This window comes from Affinundibacterium amnicola (assembly GCF_014284275.1).
Taxonomy (GTDB): domain Bacteria; phylum Pseudomonadota; class Gammaproteobacteria; order Burkholderiales; family Burkholderiaceae_D; genus Undibacterium; species Undibacterium amnicola.
On sequence record NZ_JACOFU010000001.1, the window covers coordinates 407,263 to 426,281 of the forward strand.

Sequence of the window (19,019 nt, forward strand, 5' to 3'; positions counted from 1 at the left end):
ATTTCCTTAAAACGTGGTATTGATTTGTATGCCTAACTGCGAAAAAACGGCGGCATTGCGCACGATTTGCTGAGAGGTACGGCAGCGAGTGGCTTTAACGATAGCACTCAATTCTGATAACGCTAAATCAAAATCTTGGTTGATGATAACATATTCGAACTCTGGAGCGTGTGCCATTTCTCCTCCAGCAGCCAAAATTCTCCGCGTGATCACCTCTTGAGAGTCTTGTCCGCGCTTGTTTAAGCGTTCTTCCAGTGCATCAATCGACGGCGGCAAAATAAAGATGCTTGCCACATAGGCAAATTGCTTCTTCACTTGCTGAGCGCCTTGCCAGTCGATTTCTAGCAAGATATCCGTGCCGGCACGCATGGCTTCTTGAATTAAAATTTTCGAAGTGCCGTAATAATTGCCATGCACTTCGGCAAACTCAAGAAATTCGCCGCGATTTTTACGAATCAAAAAATCGTCAGGAGAAATAAAGTGGTATTCACGACCATTTTCCTCTCCGGGGCGAGGTGCTCTGGTCGTGAATGAGATTGATAATTTTAGTTGAGGTTCTAACTTCAATAGACCGTTAACTAAAGACGATTTACCTGCACCAGAAGGGGCAGAAACCATAAACAGACTACCGGAAGTAGGTTGGCTAGGTGGCATATCAATTCGCAATCAAAATGTGTTAGTCAGCAGCAAAGTTACGATGTCTTTATTCAAGATTTTGGACTTGCTCACGCATTTGTTCAATCAATAATTTTAATTCCATTGATGCATCTGCTAATTCTTTGAGTGCTGCTTTCGAGCCTAGTGTATTGGCCTCGCGATTTAATTCTTGCATCATAAAATCTAATCGTTTTCCAACTTGGCCACCTTTTTTGAGGATCTGACGAGTTTCAGTTAAGTGACCAGACAAGCGCGCAAGCTCTTCGTTGACATCGATGCGAATGCCATACATGGTAACTTCTTGGCGAATTCTGTCCATCACTTCGTCGCGTGAGATGCTTGGTGTGTTGCTGCCATCTGGTTTATCTAAGGCCAAGCCAAGTGCTTCTTCTAAGCGATTGATGGATTTTTGTTGGAATTGCTGAAGTACCGTTGGTAGTAAAGGTGTAATTCTCAATACAATCGATTCCATTTCGTCAACGCAACGTAGTAATACCTGTGTTAATGCAGCACCTTCGCGTTCACGACTCGCAATGAATTCTTGTATTGTTAGCGCAATCACATTATTAATTTCGTCTTGTAAGTGCTCAGAATTTATTTCTGTTTCTTCGATGACGCCTGGCCAACGCAATAAATCATTAATACTCAATTCAGGCGAGTTAGGGAAGTGGGTCTTTAAATTATCTTGGAACTCTTTTAACTGCGCTAAGATGGATTGATTCAAAGATTTTTGATGATTGTCGGCATTTTTCTTGCCAAAGCTAAAGCGGCATTCAACTTTGCCCCGCACTAGTTTCTTCGTTAATGCATCGCGAAACAAGGGTTCAATTGCGCGAAACTCATCATTAATGCGAAACTGCAAATCGAGAAAACGTGAATTGACACTCTTCACTTCTATCGTTATTGTGCCGTTCTCAGTTTCTTTGGTGCTGGTAGCGTAGCCAGTCATGCTAAAAATGCTCAATTGAATTCCTTTGATTCGTGTTGCGATTATGCGAATTGTTAATTATTTGATTGATTATTTATCTTGCAAATCTCGATGCCACAAAAGTGACACTGTACAATGTAGGTAGTATTTTCTCAGCTAATTTGCTTCAGCAATCTTCCCGGGTAGGATCACAATTATTATGGCAGCACAAAATAACGCACCTTTGCCGGATGGTTTAGAAATCGCCGGATACCGTATTGTAAAGAAAATTGCTTCTGGTGGCTTTAGTATTGTTTATCTGGCGTCCGACGAAGATGGTAATGCGGTGGCGATTAAAGAGTATTTACCGAGTTCTTTAGCGTTACGACAAGTTGGTGAGTTGGTTCCAGCCATTTCTGCTGAAAACTTTCCTGTCTATCGTATCGGCTTAAAATGTTTTTTCGAAGAGGGCAGAGCGCTGGCGCGTATTTCTCATCCGAATGTGGTTAGCGTCATTAACTTTTTTCGTGCCAATGAGACAGTATACATGGTCATGGCCTATGAGTCGGGACGATCTTTGCAGGAGCATATCTTGCGTCGCCGTGATAAAGGTGAAAAGCCATTGGTTTCTGAACGGTTTATTCGCAAAATGTTTAATTTGGTGATGAATGGCTTACGTGAAGTACACACCAATAAGTTGCTGCATCTTGATCTAAAACCTGCCAATATTTATTTGCGTATGGACGGCACGCCGATTCTTTTGGATTTTGGTGCTGCTCGTCAGACTTTAAAAACTGATATGCCCAAGCTATATCCTATGTACACGCCAGGATTTGCTGCACCAGAGTTATATGTAAAGAACAGCAATTTAGGACCTTGGACTGATATTTATAGTATTGGTGCATCGATGTTTGCCTGTATGGTCGGGGCGCCACCTCAACCCGCCGATCAACGCAAAACTAACGATAAAATGGAAGCACATTATAAGAAGTTAGAAGGAACTTATTCTTCTGAGCTGATTGATGTGGTTCGTATGTGTTTGAAGCTTGACCCAATGGAGCGTCCTCAGAGTGTTTTTGCCTTGCAAAAGGCGCTCACTACGAAGGCTCCGCCACAGCGGGAAATCGGTTTTTTTGAGCGTACAAAGATGAAGATTTCTGCCTTGATCGGAAAAAATAACAAGGATTCCGACGACAAGGATTTTACAACCATACAAGAAGATACGATTTCTTGATGTTATCCGGCCATTTAAGGCTTACTGTTCCGAGAACGCCAATATTGCTGACAACTTGCAATCGCTCAGCGTATTTGATTTTTGAAGTTATTTGATCCTTTAGATAATAAATTTATGCGCTTTTCAGTCTATCAAGAAAGTCACATCGGCGGACGTAAGGTCAATCAGGATCGCATGGGGTATAGTTTTACTCGTGATGCAATTCTATTGTTACTTGCGGATGGTATGGGTGGCCATATTATGGGCGAGATGGCCGCAACGATTGCCATGCAAACCATCGGTAGTCTATTTCAAAAACAAGCGCATCCAATGATCGATAAGCCTGAGCGCTTTTTGGAAAAAGGTTTTTTGTCTGCGCACAATGAAATTCATCGCTTTCGCCAATTAAAGAATTTACCCGAAACGCCGCGCACCACGATCGTCGCCTGTCTGATTCAAAATGGAAATGCGTATTGGGCACATTGCGGTGATTCGCGTTTGTATTGGATGCGTGACGGACAGATACTCTTGCGGACTAAAGATCATTCTCGTTTAGAGACTTTAATCGAGCAAGGTAAAGTAGATCCTTCGGAGCGAAACACGCATCCAGATCGCAATAAACTGTTTAACTGCCTTGGTGCGCCGAACGCGCCGATTGTTGAACTTTCGCGCAGAGCATCTTTGCAAGCCGGTGATTTGATGTTGTTGTGTTCAGATGGATTGTGGGGCGTGTTGCCAGATCATATTTTGGCGCAGAAATTACATGAGCAAACAATTGTGCGTGCGATTCCTGAGCTAGTCAGATCTGCGGTTGAAATCGCAGGACGGCAGGGTGACAATGCAACGGCATTAGCAATGATGTGGGAAGGGAATGATATCTTGGAAAACTCTTCTATTATTTCAACGAACACTTTACCAGTTGGTTCAATTGCGACCACGATTCAAGTCCCCATGGACGGTGAAGATGGCGCGAGCGAAGACGATATTTTTAATGATGAAGAAATTGAGAAAGCGATCGATGAAATTCGAAATGCAATTCACAATTCAACCAAAATAACAAATAAGAGTTAAATTTATGACCGATTTATTGCGTCCAAGTGGACGTGCCGCCAATTCTATGCGGACAGTTTGCTTCACCAGACAATTTACGAAACATGCAGAGGGCTCTGTTCTGGTTGAATTTGGCGATACCAAAGTGATTTGCACCGCTTCAATCGAAGATAAAGTGCCTGGTTTTCTGAAGGGCAAAGGCCAAGGGTGGTTGACCGCTGAATATGGCATGTTGCCACGTTCTACTCATACGCGTATGGATAGAGAAGCTGCGAAAGGCAAGCAATCTGGACGAACCCAAGAGATTCAGCGTCTGATAGGTCGCTCACTACGTGCAGCATTTGATTTGGAAAAATTCGGTGAACGAACACTTCATCTGGATTGTGATGTCATTCAAGCCGATGGTGGCACACGTACTGCAGCGATTTCTGGTGCGATGGTTGCCGCTTACGATGCGTTTGCAAAATTACAGGCACAAGGCGTAATTAGCGCTATTCCAGTGAAGCATTTTGTGGCTGCGATTTCAGTGGGTGTTTTCAAGGGCGTTCCAGTTTTAGATCTTGATTATCCGGAAGACTCTGCTTGTGATACTGATATGAATGTGGTCATGGATGAAAATAATCATTTTATTGAAGTGCAGGGAACAGCAGAGGGTGCTGCATTTAATCGCCAAGTGCTGAATCAATTGCTGGATTTGGCACAAATAGGCATTCAAGACATCATCACAAAACAAAAACAAATATTATCGATATAAGTAGTTAGGTCAACACGCCCTAATATGAATGGTTCATTGAGGGGCCAATGTGTTGATCAATTTCGTGGCTGATAATGGTCTAGATTCAAGTAAAAGTATCATGAAACAAAAAATCGTATTAGCTTCCAATAATGCTGGGAAGTTGAAAGAATTTCAGCAAATTCTGTCACCGTTGGGAATGGATTTGTATGCGCAGGCGCAATTGGGTGTGCCTGATGCGCCAGAACCATTCTTTACCTTTGTTGAGAATGCATTAGCGAAGGCAAGACATGCATCCCAGCTCACTGGTTTACCAGCGATCGCAGATGATTCTGGAATCTGCGTCAACGCCTTAGGCGGAGCTCCAGGTGTGTTTTCTGCGCGATATGCAGGAGAACCAAAATCCGATCAGCGTAATAATGAAAAGTTGATTCAGGCGCTCGCAGATAATGAAGATCGATCTGCTTACTATTATTGTGTTTTGGTGTATGTGCGCTCCGCTCAAGATCCACAACCCGTGATTGCGGATGGGCGTTGGCATGGCGAGATTGTTGACACCCCAAGTGGTGATGGTGGCTTCGGTTATGACCCTTATTTTTATCTGCCTGAATTGAAAAAAACCGTCGCGCAATTAGATTCTCTGCAAAAAAACAGCCTGTCGCACCGTGCTCTAGCCCTACAAGAATTACTTAAAAAATTACAATGATCCCGATTAAGCCTATACCAGTTTCTCAAACAAGTTCTGACGAAACTGGAAAGGGCAGGCGAACGAATATCAGTGAAGTTCCTGCTTTAGTGCAGCAACAATACCTGACCCCCGGCGCTATCAGCCTGCAATCCTTGCCACCATTATCTTTGTACATACACTTTCCATGGTGCGTGAAGAAATGTCCTTACTGTGACTTCAATTCGCACGAAGTGAAAAATCAGTTTGATGAACAGGCTTACTTAGATGCGGTGCGCTCAGATTTAGAGGCAGCTTTGCCGATGATCTGGGGACGAAAGATTTATACGATCTTTATCGGCGGAGGAACCCCAAGTTTGATGTCAGCGGCTGGCCTCGATCGTTTGTTTTCTGATGTGCGTACCTTGTTACCGATTGATTCTGCAGCAGAAATTACGATGGAAGCAAATCCTGGTACTTTCGAAGCTGAAAAATTCAAGCAGTATCGACGTAGTGGTGTTAATCGTTTGTCGATTGGTATTCAAAGTTTTGATTCCAAGCATTTATCGGCATTGGGACGCATCCACAACGGTGATGAAGCGCAACGTGCAATTGCTATCGCGCAGGAAAATTTTGACAATTTCAATTTAGATTTGATGTTTGCCTTGCCTTCGCAGACCATCGCAGAATCAATCGCTGATTTAGAAATAGCCTTAAGTTTTCAAGCTAATCACTTATCGCTTTATCATTTAACCCTAGAACCAAATACTTATTTTGCAAAGTATCCTCCCGCAATTCCTGACGATGATCTCAGTGCCGAGATGCAAGAGCAAATACAGCTAAGAATGGCGGCTGCAGGATATGAGCATTACGAAGTTTCCGCGTTCGCAAAAGCAGGTAAGGCGTCGCGCCACAATTTAAATTATTGGAATTTTGGTGATTATCTTGGGATCGGTGCTGGCGCGCATTCAAAATTGTCATTTCCTAACCGCATTATCCGGCAAGTCCGACATAAGCAACCTAAGATGTATATGGATGCGGTAGCAGGTGGACATCCAGTTCAAGAGAGCCATGAAATTTCGAAAAATGATTTGGCGTTTGAGTTTATGTTAAATACTTTACGGTTGAATCAAGGTTTCGATGCTGCGCTTTTTTATGAGCGTACTGGATTACTACTTAACTCCATTGAAACGCCACTCAACCAAGCAGAGCAACGCGGTTTGCTTTTACGAGATCATTTGAAAATACAACCAACAGAACTTGGACGTCGTTTTTTAAATGATTTGCAGTCGATCTTTTTGTGATTTTCAGGCAGTAATTTGAGCTGTATTTCTTAGCCATATTTGACAATCTGTTTCTATTTTTTAGTTGTATCAATAATAAAGTCGAGTTTTTCTAATTTTTGCTGGAAATGCACTTGCAATTGTGTAATTTTCAACTTACTATCAAGAGATAAATTGCTTTATAGCACTTGATTATAAAAATTAGATAATAGGGAATGTGGATTTAATGATTCCAATTGCTACTTTATTGCCGGTCGTGAGCAATCAGCAAAAAATACTTGGGTTGATACCTAGCTTTATTGAAAATAGTGATGAGCAATCTTTGGCATTGCTCTCTTATTTAAGTCAAATTAATTTTTTTGAATCGCTTTCTCCTCTTTTATTTTTCGTTCCCTTCGATAATCCTTTAAGTTTACCGCTTGATTTTGAAAAGCGTGACTACCTTAAATACGTGGTTCTCTGTTTTCGCGAATCGAACTGTGAATCGAAAGAGTCTCAGCAGTTTTTAAAGCATTTGCATCAATCTGGTGCCAGGCTGATGATGGATGAATTTAATTCTAAATCTCAATTGCTATGGCCCGATACGCGTGGAATCGCAGCTAATTGTGGCGCTGGTGTTCCCTCACATGTTCAGCCTTGGATTCTCAGTCTTCAGCACAGTCAACATCTGGCTAAGAATTTATCGACAATTCAAAGTTTCGAACAAGCGCAAAACGCAGGATTTAGTTTTTTCTCTGGTGATTTTGCATTTTCTCCTTCCAATCAGGCGCGTAGCGCAGATCCCAGTGCCAGGTCGCGTCTCTTGAAATTGTTGGGTTTGGTGTCGAAGGATGCTGATGCGAAAGAATTAGAAAGCCTCTTTAAACAAGATCCAAGCTTGTCTTATATGTTGTTTAAGTTAGTGAGTTCCGCTGCGTTCGCACAGACTGTCACAGTGAATAGTTTTGTGCAGGCGATTAACCTATTGGGACGCCGACAGTTACAGCGTTGGTTGCAATTGCTCCTCTATGCTCGTCAAAGTGGACAGGGAACGAGTTTGAATCCCTTGATGCTGCGAGCAGCCTATCGGGCAAGTATGATGGAAGCGATGTGTCGCGAGCAAGGTGGCGATCGAGATGCGCAAGATGCAGCATTCATGGTTGGTATGTTCTCTTTATTGGATTTGTTGTTTGCCTGTCCGTTGTGGGAAATCGTTAAACCACTTAGTTTGTCTGATGAGGTGCGTAACGCATTAATTGAAAAGAATGGTTCTCTCGGTGAATGTTTGCGATTAGTGGAAGCCTCTGATCGTTTGATATCCACGGAGCATGCTGCAACGATGAATATTTGCGAGCTTTCGCTTGAAAGTTACTACAATCATTTGATCCATGCATATGCTTGGGTCAATCAAGTTTGTCAGGATATGTGATGCGTCCCACGCTTGATTTGCAACATGAATTCTCAATCGGTAGCGAGCTTTGCGAGGCGATTTTATGTTACGCAGATGATGAGTTAGTTGATGCAGTCAATCGGGCAGTCAGTCGAGTCGGGCAATTGATTTTTATTGAGTCGGACCTGAGATTCACTAAACAAATACCTGGTTCGAGTGATGTAATTTGTCGGCAAATTTATGCAGAACATTATTATGTTCTGTCAGGTAAGCATGGCCATATTTCTGAAGATGATCTGGAAAAACTCAATTTCCTGACTTCGATGACCGCGAAGCTATTTAATTCTAGGTTAGCGCTGCATGCACGATTTGATGCCGCAATACGAGCACAATCGATACACACTCAAATACTTGATCAAATTCACGAATCTGTAATTACGATGGATCTCGCTGGTTTTATTTTGAGTTGGAATTTGGGGGCGGAGCGTCTGTTTGGATATGCCGCGCAAGAGGCAATTGGCGAAAATATCTTATTTCTTTATGATGCCGATGAAGAAGATGGCTTAAATCACGATATTTTTTTGGAGCGTGGTGGGCGCGAGATGGAAGTGCGCCGTCGCAAAAAAACTGGTGAGATATTCTGGGCTAGTTTGAGTTTGTCTACGCTCTATGACGAAAAGTCGCAGCCAATTGGAATGATTGGTTATTTGAGCGATATCACCGAAAGAAAACGTTCAGAGGAAAAAATCAATCATTTGGCGTATTACGATCCTCTCACTGATTTGCCAAACCGCACCTTATTTAAAAAACTAATCGACAATGCTTTGCAGCAGGGACAAAGAAATGATGTGTCCATTTCTGTAATGTTCATTGATTTAAATCGGTTTAAGCCAATTAATGACACACTAGGACATCGCATTGGAGATCTGTTGTTAAGACAGGTTGCAGAACGTTTTCGCTCTGCACTGCGTGAGAATGATGTCATTGCGCGTTTGGGAAGTGATGAATTTGCGGTTGCATTGCACGATGTTAAGCAGCATTTTCATACTGGTTTGGTGGCGCAAAAAATGTTGGCTACACTGGAATCGGTTTTTCAGATTGATGGTCATGAATTGCGCCTTGGTGCCAGTATTGGTATTAGCATCTATCCGCAAGATGGTAGTGATGCCGAAGAACTTCTGCAAAAAGCAGATATCGCCATGTTTAAGGCAAAACGACAAAGTGAAAAAGCCAGCGGTAGTTATGCTTTTTACGACGTTGAGATGAATCGTTTAATTGCTGGTCGTCTTTATCTTGAGTCTGGAATGCGGCGTGCGTTGCAGCGAGATGAATTTTTCCTTTTATATCAACCTAAGGTCGATATTCATACTGGACAAGTGCTGGGTGCCGAAGCGTTGATTCGTTGGGCTCATCCGAAAGATGGGATTATTTCGCCCATCGAATTTATTTCGGTCGCCGAGGAGACGAATCTCATTTTGCAAATTGATGCGTGGGTACTTGATACCGCATGCGCTCAGGCTAAGATTTGGCAAGATGCGGGTATTGCGCCATTTCGCATAGCGGTCAATGTGTCGGCTAAAGAGTTTACAGATTCTCTGGCTGAACGTGTGAAGCAAGCATTGGCGCGACACCAAATCTCACCGCATTGGTTGGAGTTGGAAATAACCGAAAGCATGTTGATGCAAAATGCTGATGGCGTTGTGAAAATTATGTCGGAGATTACCGCGCAAGGCGTTAAGCTGGCTTTAGATGATTTTGGTACTGGTTATTCTAGTTTGTCGTATTTGAAGAAATTTCCGATAGATACGTTAAAAATTGATCGCTCTTTTATCCAAGGTATTCCTGATGATATCGACGATTGTGCGATCGCCAGCGCGATTATTAGCATGGCGAAGCAAATGAAACATCGCGTTATTGCAGAGGGTGTTGAAAACAGAGAGCAGTTCGCTTTCTTGCAAAAAATGGGTTGTGATGAAATTCAAGGCTATTTATTTTCTCGCCCTTTAAATGTCGATGTTTTTTCTGACTTGATTTCAAAAAAGATTAGCTTACCGTCGATCATATTTTGATCTGGATAGTATTCTGAAAGTATCTCGCACAAAAATTACAAAAATCTGCCTAAATTTTTAAAATTCAGATATAATCTTGGGCTTAGAAGATTGGTTGTGAAAGCAGCTGATCTCCTTAGTTGCTAAAGACGGAAGTGTGGCCGAGCGGTTGAAGGCACTAGTCTTGAAAACTAGCGAGGGTGAGAGCCCTTCGTGAGTTCGAATCTCACCGCTTCCGCCAATTTAGCGATTCTTTCCTCTACCGATATTTCTCTTTCCTTAGTGCTTTCAGTGCAGGAAACGACCATCTCAAAATTCCATTTTTTATTTATGCGCAAGTTGCTTACTGTCTACTCAAGTCAGGCTGTTTTTCTATGGTTTTCTGCATTGATACTTTTGGGATGTGCGAGTCCAGCACCTGTGCCAGTGTCTGTGCCAAAATTACCAGCGAAGATCGAGTTATCCCCCGCACCGAAAGTGCTCAAACCAGTGCGTATTGGTTTGGCTTTGGGTGGTGGAGCTGCTCGAGGATTTGCGCATATCGGCGTCATTAAAGTGCTGGAAGCTCAAGGAATATTTCCTGATTTAATTGTGGGAACCAGTGCTGGAAGTGTGGTCGGTGCTATGTATGCTGCGGGTAACAATGGATTTGCTTTGCAGAAGATGGCATTAGATATGGATGAGGCGACAATTTCCGATTGGTCTTTGCCATTCTTCTCTAAAAGTAGTGGTGTTCTTAAAGGTGAGGCATTACAACATTATGTGAATCGCATGGTGGGGCAATCCTCAATTGAAAAATTAAAGAAACCTTTTGGTGCCGTTGCTACTGACTTAAATACTGGTACGCCTATTCTTTTTCAGAGAGGTAATACAGGCTTAGCTGTACGCGCATCATCCTCCGTGCCCGGGGTGTTTCAACCGGTGAAAATCAATGATCGATATTATGTTGATGGCGGATTAGTTTCGCCTGTGCCAGTTCGGTTTGCGCGTGATATGGGGGCAGATATTGTTATCGCAGTGAATATTTCGTCTGCGCCAGAAGGGCAAGCCGCGAGCAGCTCTTTAGAAATTCTGATGCAAACTTTTACTATTATGGGACAAAGTTTGAATCAGTTTGAGTTGAAGAACGCTGATGTGGTGATCAAGCCTGATCTTCCCAGTATGAAGGGAAATGATTTCAACGGTCGCAATCTTGCCATTTTGGCTGGGGAGCGTGCTGCAAATGCGATAATTCCTGAGTTGAAAGAGAAAATTAGGGCATTTCAAGAGAAGTAAAACTTAATTTTTGACTTCGTCTTCGTTAATTCTTCGTGCACCGTTAAACCGTTTTTTCCAATACGCGACATTCATACTCTCTATCCGCACCTTGCCACCCGCAGATGGTGCGTGGATAAACTTGCTATCCCCTAAATAGATCCCAACATGGGAGAAGCTTTTTTTTAGTGTATTAAAGAACACAAGGTCTCCGGGCTTAATGTCTTTTGGCGCAACCTTATCACCTTTATTACTAATTTCTTTTGCCGTTCTTGGAAGTTCTGTCTCGCTTGAATTTCTAAATACGAATCGCACAAAACCGCTGCAATCCAAGCCATTTTCTGGGCTGTCGCCACCGCGTTTATATTTAATGCCAAGCAGGCTCATCGCATTGATGGTGAGGTCGGAGGTGCGATCTCGTAAGTCTTTTAAAGCGGAAAACGTTGTCGAGCTTTCTGCTGGTGTTTCTGATTGTGCGTGCACATTAGACCAGCAAAGTCCGAATGCGATAGAAACAAAAAGAGCACTAAATTTTTTCATGAATTATCAAAAAATGATGAAACAATCATCAAGAACGAGTGTGGTTCTTGCTATTGAGTTCGATCAATTTTGGTTTACGGAAAGGGTTGAGTATAACGTAGATTAAAGTCTTGGGCTAATTGACCTTTATGCAAATAAAAAAGAGCAGCCGAAGCTGCTCTTTGGTGCAAGTATTTCTCGAAGATTAAGCGTGCTTTTCCATGAAAGCGATCACTTTAGGGCATACAATTTCTCGCCATTTTCGACCTGAAAAAATACCATAGTGACCACATCCTGGCGCTACAAAATCTTGTTTCATGGACGCAGGAATATTGCTGCAAAGCTCATGCGCAGCTTGAGTCTGGCCAGCACCTGAAATATCGTCAAGCTCACCTTCAACCGTAAATAGTGCGACTGTTTTGATATCTTGCGGGCGGACTAGCTTTCCCTGCACATCCCAAGTACCGCGCGGTAAGCTAAATTCTTGGAAAACTGTTTTGATCGTTTCCAGATAATACTCTGCCGGCAAATCTAATACGGCATTGTATTCATTGTAGAATTTTCGATGTTGTTCAGCTGACTCATCATCACCTTGAATCAGATGTTGATAAAAATCCCAATGACTTTGTGCATGACGGTCTGGATTCATTGCGACGAATCCGGCGTGCTGTAAAAAGCCTGGATAAACTTTGCGTCCGAAACCAGGGTAATTGGCAGGAACATTGTAAATGACGGAATTTTCAAACCAAGAAAATTTCTTCTCGGTTGCCAGTGTATTGACCTGTGTTGGTGATTTGCGCGGATCAATTGGTCCACCCATCATCGTCATTGTTTTTGGTAATGCAGGATCATTCTCACTTGCCATCAAGGAAATTGCAGCTAATACAGGAACAGTCGGCTGACAAACTGAAATAACGTGCAAGTCTGGAGCTAGGTGACGAATGAATTCTTGTACATAGTAGATGTAGTCGTGCAAGTGAAATGGCCCAGCCGAAAGGGGGACCATTCTTGCATCGATCCAGTCGGTAATATACACATCATGCGTAGGCAATAAACTTCGAACCGTGTCACGCAATAAGGTCGCATGGTGACCAGATAATGGTGCAACGATTAATACTTTTGGTTGTTGAAGCTTGTTGGCTTTACGTTTACTGTCGGTAGAATTTTTCTTGAAATTGATGAGCTTACAAAATGGTTTTGCGAGCGCTATTTCTTCAATGATCTCGATCGTCTCGTCTGCGATCTTGGTTGATTGAATGTTGAACTGTGGTTTTTCATATTCTTTACCAAGACGATATACCAACTCGTAAGCAGCGGCCATTCTCTGCGAATACGGGGTATATGCTAGTGGAGAGATAGGATTCGCAAATAATTTTGATGATGCCTCTGCCCATTTTGTGAGAGGTGTCAAAAAAGAGCGATTTAATTCATGAAATTGATAAAGCATGTTCGCATTTTCCCTGTTGTTGACGGAATTGCTTTCCTATTGCATTGATTTTTTGGATTCTAGCAATGGACAAGATGAGCCTAGTATAACGCTAAAATTATTGCGGTGCGTCATAAATATATTTTTCCTCGCGCATGTTATTAAATTGGGTTTTTAATTTGATTCTTTATTGGGAATTTTATTCCCTTTAATCTCATTGCTTGCATTATCTGCACGGTCAGCATTGCTCATCAGAAGAATCGCTTTGTCAAAATCATACTCAGAAACAGCATCCGATAATGCAGCAAATGTCGATGTGCTCAAGGCCATCATTAAGTCAGCTTTGTACTTTTGAAAAAAATCAATCGCCTCAGTGTCGGCTGCTTGAAGTAGGGCAATAAACTGCTCTGAAAGAGCAGGTAGATTGATTAAAGCGCTTGTTTGTTGAGTGCTTGTCACTGCTGTTTTTTCTTGCGAGTGTAAATAGTGGAGCACTTCTGCAATAGCGTGTTCTAAAGATGTCTTAGCGTCATCGAGATAACTACTTAACTCACTCGTATGATGATTGACTGCTGCGTCTCTCAATAAGTTTTCTAGTTCTTCGAATCTGCTTGCTGTATTGCTTGCGCCTATCGTGGCGCAGATACTTTTTGTGGTGTGAATTAAGCGCTTAAAGTTTTCAGTTGATACTTCGGATATGGAAGCATGCGTTAACTGATTCACGGTAGTTGGCTGAGTTTCGACAAAGCGCTTCAGTAATTGTAGGTAGAGTTGTTGATTGCTTCCAGAAAGTTGGAAACCACGTTCCGTATCGATGTGCACCAATTTAGGTAGAAACGGAAATTTACTGTCGTGAGGAATTGCGTTGCTCGCTATTTCGAATTCACTATTGCCTTTGTTGCCTAACCATTTTTCCAATTTCTCATATAGGACTTCAGGGTCGAAAGGTTTACTGATGAAGTCTTGCATACCAACTTCCCGGCAACGCGTTCTTGTCGCTTCTGAATGATGCGCAGTTAAGGCAACGATAGGAATGTATTCGTATAAAGAATTTTTCCGAATCTCTTGAGTTGCTTGGTAACCATCCATCACTGGCATCTCTATATCCATCAGTATCAAAGGATAAAATCCAATTGGCCTGGCGAGTAGCTCGGCGAGTAGCTGCTGACCATTATTTGTCGCAGTGAGCTCATATCCACGTTGGCTTAATAATTCCGCTGCAATCTCCTGATTGAAGTCGTCATCTTCGGCCAACAGAATTCTCTTAATAGTGGGATCAATGTGCAATTTATTTTGGAGAGTGAAGTTTATCTGGCTTGATATTAACAGCTGCCATCTTGAAATTCGACACATGCCATCAAATTTCTGCTTGAGTTTTCTGTCATTTCATAAAATGAAAGAGCAATTGAACTATATGCCAGCCTGAGCCGGTGTGGGTACTTTTTAGCTACTTGTTCAGCGGAATGCGTAGTTAAATGTCAATCGAATGTTGTATTGGAGATTTCTTATTTCTGAAATTTCGATCTTGCTGGTGTGATCAATGTATTTATTGCTTCTTTCAAGATAGAATCGATCGCAAGTTTTCCTTAATGACTTAATCGGGCTATGCACGGAATTTCTCTTCATACTAAGAACAGTTGGGTTGGGCAAACCTTGGATGGTCTGGATATTCTTAGAGATTCCATTCCTGATGGTTGTGCTGCCGCGCATAAAATGCGGGAAGATGGCCGCGCAGCCGACGATGTTTTGTTGCTAGCGGCAGCAGATATTATTTTTGCTTTTGCTGACTATTTTCAAAATAATCTTGAGCAATCGGTTGATTCATTTCGTCGACTGTCTGCCTGGTTTGCCGAACATGATTTATCTGAAGGTGTCTTTTTTGCAGATACTGGTTTGGTTATCGTGTATCGAAAGCTTGGACAAGTGAAGATCGCTTCTGAATTATCAGAACAAAAACTACTACCTAGACTCGATTTAGTGCCACCACGCTTACTCATTCTGGCACTCAATATTGTTGCTATTCTTTGTCAGGAACGTGGTCAGACTTTAGAGGCAATCAGATTTTTTTATCGCGCATTAGATGAAGCAAGAAAAATTGATTCTGCCAGTCGGATTGCGCAAATTGCAGCCAATCTTGGTGAGGTGTTATACGTCACTGGAAATCCTATTGATGCGGAAGAATTTTTGCAAATCGCTTGTGATGTAGCGCCTTCATCTTCTGAAAAATGGTTGCTACCATTTAGCTCCACCATGCTGGCCTTATGTAAGATTGCATTAGGTAAGGTCGATGAAGCTTATAAGGTGATTGCTCAGTACATCGAGAATGACCACATTCATACTGTATATATTAATTCCTACCGTTCGTTTTATCTCTCAGTGGCCGCCTACACTTTGGCGATGCGTGGACATTTGTCTGATGCCATGAATTTCAGCGAGAACGCTTTAGCTTCAATGGACGCGATTGAGGATAGACATCTTAAGCCTTACATTTGGTGGGTGAGTGGATATTTGCATCGGCAATTTGGACAATATGATCAAGCGATCGCACAGCTAAGAAACGCAATCGATGAAATTGGCGATAGTGGTTATAACCATTTGCCGCTATGTGCGATTAATGAACTCTCAGAGATTTACGCAGAACTAGGTCGTTGGAAAGAAGCATACCAAGAACAAAAGCGACATCAAACTTTGTACCTGCGATTGCAAGAAAATGCGAGCAAGATTCAAGTTGAGAATTTAAAAATTCGTGGAGAATTCAAAGAAGCAGAACATGATCGTCGTATGAATGAGTTGATGACGATAGAGCGTAAGACGCTTGCTGATGAACTACAGCGGATGCTGACTGAACGCGAAACTATTTTGGAAAATTCCATCGTTGGTATGATTTTTCTCAATAGTCAGGGGCGTGTGCAATGGGTGAATACGCCCTTGTGTCAGATTTTTGATGTGGAAAGAGAGCAGGTACTTGGTGCTTCATTAGAACCATTTTATGAGTCGCGTGAAAGTTATCTGGAGAGTGGTGCCGCGGTTAGTCAGGCGGTGTTGCGTGGCGAGGCTTTTGAGACTGAGCTAAAGATGCGCCGTAGTGATGGAAGTTTATTTTGGGTGCAGTTTTCCGGACGTGCTGTCAATAAAAATGATTTGTCTTACGGAACCGTGTGGGTTGTGATGGACATCTCAGCTCGCCGCCAATTAGAAGATGATTTGCATAAGTCAGAGTACAACTATCGGCTTTTAATTGATAACGTCACTGAAGGCATTGTGGTGGTGCAGAACGCAAAAATCGCTTTTGCAAATCGCATGATCCAGTCATTAACTGGACATTCGCATGATGAATTGATAGGCATGCAATTTACCTCCTCGATCTATATGGACGATGTGCCTGTCGTTGTCGAGCGCCATAATCGTCGCCTGCTCGGTGAACCTGTGGAACAGTACTATCAAATCCGATTGCAACATCGTTATAGTAAACAACTTATCTGGGTTGAAATCTCCTCAGTATTGATTGAATGGGAAGGTCAACCAGCGACTTTGTCCTTCGTGTCAGACTTAACGCAAAGAAAACTACTAGAGTCTCAACTCAAAGCAAGTATGGATGAGCAAATGCGTTTGCAAACTTTGCAAATGCAGAATGAATTGAAGGTCTCAGAATTGGCACGTCGTCATGCTGAAGAAACGACCGAGGCTAAATCCTTATTCTTAGCGAACATGAGTCACGAAATCCGGACACCGATGAATGCCATTATTGGAATGGCTCATCTCGCTTTGAAGACCGAGCTGTCAGTAAAACAGAAGGATTATGTCGAAAAAATCCATAAAGCAGGTTTGTCATTGATGGGGATTATCAATGACATTTTAGATTTTTCAAAAATTGAAGCTGGCAAGCTCGATATTGAAACGCTTGAATTTGATTTAGATGAGGTTTTTAATAGTGTCGCCGTTGTTACCAGCGAAAAAGCGGAACAAAAGGGATTGGAATATTTATTTGATGTCGACACAAACGTGCCAAAACGATTGAAAGGTGACCCTTTACGACTTGGGCAAGTATTGATCAATTTGATTAATAACGCGATCAAATTTACAGAAGAGGGGGAAGTTTGTGTGCAATGTCGCGTGGTTGCCAGTGACGCCGAGCAGGTGCGTTTGCGTTTTGAAGTGAAGGACAGTGGACTTGGTATGAGCGAGTCGCAGTCATCCAAGTTGTTCATGCCTTTTAGTCAGGGGGACGAATCGACTACCCGAAAATTTGGCGGCACCGGTCTAGGATTGTCGATCTCAAAAGGCATGGTGAATTTGATGTCTGGTGAAATCGCATTGCAAAGTGAATTTGGCAAAGGCACGATCGTTAGTTTTGAAATTCCATTTGGCATAGTTGAGGCAAGTTTGGTAGAAGCCGAACGTGAGTTATTTGATCAGTTAAACATGTTGATTGTTGATGATCATCCCCATGCTGCAAAGTTGTTGGGCGCTAAGCTCGCACATTATGGCATTCGGAGTATTTTGACTTATTCAGGTCAAGAAGCGATGACGGTGCTAAATGAGGCAGAACGAGAAAATCGTCAGTTTGATGCGATCTTTGTGGATTTGCATATGCCCTACATGGATGGCGCAGAATTGATCGCACAAATTCGTCAATCACCATTACGCATGCTTCCTAAAATTGCGCTTGTTGGCGCTACCGCGCGTGAGAGCCTGAACTATCGCGAGGAAGCGACGATTACCGACGCCTACCTAGATAAACCATTTAATTCTTCCAATGTTTTTGATTGTCTCGTGAATATGTTTGCATTTCATCGTCACTTTAATGCATCTAGTTCACTACATGGTGCGTTTAAATGCAAGAACCTGCATGTCTTATTAGTTGAAGATAATTTGGTTAATCAGCAAATCGCCAAAGAGCTGCTTGAGGCGGCAGAGATTATTGTTGACGTTGCAGTGAATGGACGCGCTGCCGTTGAACGCTTGTTTGCCGCAGAACCAAACTATTATGGCTTGGTATTAATGGACGTGCAGATGCCTGAAATGGATGGGCATGAAGCGACTAAGTTAATTCGTCAAAATCCACAGTTTCAAGATTTGCCAATTATTGCAATGACTGCACACGCATTACTAATTGAGCGTGAAAAATGTTTTGATTCTGGAATGAATGCCCACGTGGCAAAACCAATTAATCCGAATGAGTTGTATCAAACCGTCGCCGATTGGTGTAGTTCATATGTGATGGTTAATAATGAGCATAGGAACGGATCAGCCGCTACGATCAGCGATAAATCATTGAGCATCGCTGGCGTTGATACGCGGCTTGGACTAAGTCGAACAATGGGGGACCGTCAGCTTTACTTCAAATTGCTAAGATTGTTTGTACTGGATCAACGATCTGCGATTAGTAAAGTGCGTGAAGCTTTACTGGAATCAGATTACAAAACAGCGGAAATGATTGCGCATACACTCAAAGGTGTTGCTGGTTTGATTGGTGCGGATGTTCAGTTGCTGGCAGCGAGAATTGAGTCACAAATCGAGGGGCTGACTTCTATCGAACAAATGACAGCATTGTTAGACAATGCCGAACGCCAACTTCAGTCGACGATTGTGGAAATTGAGAAAAGTCTCCAGTCTGAGCAAGATTCGGGGGAATTGCATTCTTCATCAATGGATAAAAACTTATCGACTGAAAATGTGCATGAGAAGTTACGTGCCTGTTACAAGCTGATTGCTAATTTTGATGGTGATGCAATGGACATGCTTAATGCTTCGATCGATGAACTCAATATTGCTTTTGGTTCTGACGTGCAAAAGCAAATTATGCGCGCGGCGTCTCAGTACGATTTTGATGTGATTCAGTCGATTATGAAAGGCAATGCGCATATGATAGGACTGAGTCTTGAATAATGTGGCA

The 19,019-nt window shown here is 42.5% G+C and carries 14 protein-coding genes and 1 tRNA gene; 10 read left to right on the plus strand and 5 right to left on the minus strand.

Annotated features, from left to right (window positions below):
- Positions 1–6 precede the first annotated feature (6 nt).
- Positions 7–654 (minus strand): guanylate kinase, encoded by a 648-nt coding sequence (gene gmk / locus H8K33_RS01835; RefSeq protein WP_186889270.1) that lies wholly within the window; start codon positions 652–654, stop codon positions 7–9.
- 49 nt (positions 655–703) lie between these two features.
- The gene (locus tag H8K33_RS01840; protein WP_186889745.1) at positions 704–1,606 is read right to left on the minus strand and encodes a YicC/YloC family endoribonuclease; all 903 of its coding nucleotides are present in this window, start codon (positions 1,604–1,606) and stop codon (positions 704–706) included.
- Between the two features lie 178 nt (positions 1,607–1,784).
- Between H8K33_RS01840 and H8K33_RS01845 the strand changes: the two genes are divergently transcribed.
- The 9 genes from H8K33_RS01845 to H8K33_RS01885 all read left to right on the plus strand — a co-directional run bounded on the left by H8K33_RS01845 (position 1,785) and on the right by H8K33_RS01885 (position 11,199).
- Entirely contained in the window at positions 1,785–2,798 is a 1,014-nt protein-coding gene (locus H8K33_RS01845; RefSeq protein ID WP_186889271.1) for a serine/threonine protein kinase, read from the plus strand.
- A 114-nt stretch (positions 2,799–2,912) separates the two neighbouring features.
- Positions 2,913–3,848, plus strand: a complete 936-nt coding sequence (locus tag H8K33_RS01850; protein ID WP_186889272.1) for a PP2C family protein-serine/threonine phosphatase — start codon at positions 2,913–2,915, stop codon at positions 3,846–3,848.
- A 4-nt stretch (positions 3,849–3,852) separates the two neighbouring features.
- Complete coding sequence (gene rph, locus H8K33_RS01855; protein WP_186889273.1) at positions 3,853–4,581, plus strand: ribonuclease PH; 729 nt, start codon at positions 3,853–3,855, stop codon at positions 4,579–4,581.
- Positions 4,582–4,681: 100 nt separating this feature from the next.
- The gene (gene rdgB, locus H8K33_RS01860; protein ID WP_186889274.1) at positions 4,682–5,266 is read left to right on the plus strand and encodes an RdgB/HAM1 family non-canonical purine NTP pyrophosphatase; all 585 of its coding nucleotides are present in this window, start codon (positions 4,682–4,684) and stop codon (positions 5,264–5,266) included.
- On the plus strand, positions 5,263–6,528 hold the full coding sequence (gene hemW / locus H8K33_RS01865; protein WP_186889275.1) for a radical SAM family heme chaperone HemW: 1,266 nt from the start codon (positions 5,263–5,265) through the stop codon (positions 6,526–6,528). The genes rdgB and hemW overlap by 4 nt, the downstream gene beginning before the upstream one ends.
- Positions 6,529–6,733: 205 nt before the next feature.
- A complete protein-coding gene (locus H8K33_RS01870) occupies positions 6,734–7,915 on the plus strand; it encodes an EAL and HDOD domain-containing protein (protein WP_186889276.1) in 1,182 nt (393 codons plus the stop codon).
- Positions 7,915–9,945 carry a putative bifunctional diguanylate cyclase/phosphodiesterase gene (locus H8K33_RS01875; RefSeq protein WP_186889277.1) on the plus strand — a complete coding sequence of 677 codons (2,031 nt, stop codon included), beginning with the start codon at positions 7,915–7,917 and terminating at the stop codon, positions 9,943–9,945. Before H8K33_RS01870 ends, H8K33_RS01875 begins: the two co-directional genes overlap by 1 nt.
- Positions 9,946–10,075: 130 nt before the next feature.
- Positions 10,076–10,165: transfer RNA gene (locus H8K33_RS01880), tRNA-Ser, on the plus strand.
- Between the two features lie 89 nt (positions 10,166–10,254).
- Positions 10,255–11,199: a patatin-like phospholipase family protein gene (locus tag H8K33_RS01885; protein WP_186889746.1), complete on the plus strand. Its 945-nt coding sequence runs from the start codon at positions 10,255–10,257 to the stop codon at positions 11,197–11,199.
- 3 nt (positions 11,200–11,202) lie between these two features.
- Here the strand turns inward: H8K33_RS01885 and H8K33_RS01890 are convergent, their stop codons facing one another.
- From H8K33_RS01890 to H8K33_RS01900, 3 genes are all read right to left on the minus strand, one after another.
- The gene (locus H8K33_RS01890; RefSeq protein ID WP_186889278.1) at positions 11,203–11,718 is read right to left on the minus strand and encodes a C40 family peptidase; all 516 of its coding nucleotides are present in this window, start codon (positions 11,716–11,718) and stop codon (positions 11,203–11,205) included.
- A gap of 184 nt (positions 11,719–11,902) precedes the next feature.
- Positions 11,903–13,144: a polyhydroxyalkanoate depolymerase gene (locus H8K33_RS01895; RefSeq protein WP_186889279.1), complete on the minus strand. Its 1,242-nt coding sequence runs from the start codon at positions 13,142–13,144 to the stop codon at positions 11,903–11,905.
- Positions 13,145–13,297: 153 nt separating this feature from the next.
- Positions 13,298–14,377, minus strand: a complete 1,080-nt coding sequence (locus H8K33_RS01900) for a response regulator (protein ID WP_186889280.1) — start codon at positions 14,375–14,377, stop codon at positions 13,298–13,300.
- 351 nt (positions 14,378–14,728) lie between these two features.
- On the opposite strand from H8K33_RS01900, the gene H8K33_RS01905 reads away from it, so the two are divergent.
- A complete protein-coding gene (locus tag H8K33_RS01905) occupies positions 14,729–19,012 on the plus strand; it encodes a response regulator (RefSeq protein ID WP_186889281.1) in 4,284 nt (1,427 codons plus the stop codon).
- Positions 19,013–19,019 lie beyond the last annotated feature (7 nt).

Bases quoted from the DNA above. Each gene is read 5' to 3' on its own strand.
- H8K33_RS01895 (WP_186889279.1), bottom strand. From the start codon at position 13,144: ATGCTTTATCAATTTCATGAATTAAATCGCTCTTTTTTGACACCTCTC.
- H8K33_RS01850 (WP_186889272.1), top strand. From the start codon at position 2,913: ATGCGCTTTTCAGTCTATCAAGAAAGTCACATCGGCGGACGTAAGGTC.
- gmk (WP_186889270.1), bottom strand. From the start codon at position 654: ATGCCACCTAGCCAACCTACTTCCGGTAGTCTGTTTATGGTTTCTGCC.
- rph (WP_186889273.1), top strand. From the start codon at position 3,853: ATGACCGATTTATTGCGTCCAAGTGGACGTGCCGCCAATTCTATGCGG.
- H8K33_RS01840 (WP_186889745.1), bottom strand. From the start codon at position 1,606: ATGACTGGCTACGCTACCAGCACCAAAGAAACTGAGAACGGCACAATA.
- H8K33_RS01870 (WP_186889276.1), top strand. From the start codon at position 6,734: ATGATTCCAATTGCTACTTTATTGCCGGTCGTGAGCAATCAGCAAAAA.
- H8K33_RS01890 (WP_186889278.1), bottom strand. From the start codon at position 11,718: ATGAAAAAATTTAGTGCTCTTTTTGTTTCTATCGCATTCGGACTTTGC.
- rdgB (WP_186889274.1), top strand. From the start codon at position 4,682: ATGAAACAAAAAATCGTATTAGCTTCCAATAATGCTGGGAAGTTGAAA.
- H8K33_RS01875 (WP_186889277.1), top strand. From the start codon at position 7,915: ATGCGTCCCACGCTTGATTTGCAACATGAATTCTCAATCGGTAGCGAG.
- H8K33_RS01905 (WP_186889281.1), top strand. From the start codon at position 14,729: ATGCACGGAATTTCTCTTCATACTAAGAACAGTTGGGTTGGGCAAACC.
- hemW (WP_186889275.1), top strand. From the start codon at position 5,263: ATGATCCCGATTAAGCCTATACCAGTTTCTCAAACAAGTTCTGACGAA.
- H8K33_RS01885 (WP_186889746.1), top strand. From the start codon at position 10,255: ATGCGCAAGTTGCTTACTGTCTACTCAAGTCAGGCTGTTTTTCTATGG.
- H8K33_RS01845 (WP_186889271.1), top strand. From the start codon at position 1,785: ATGGCAGCACAAAATAACGCACCTTTGCCGGATGGTTTAGAAATCGCC.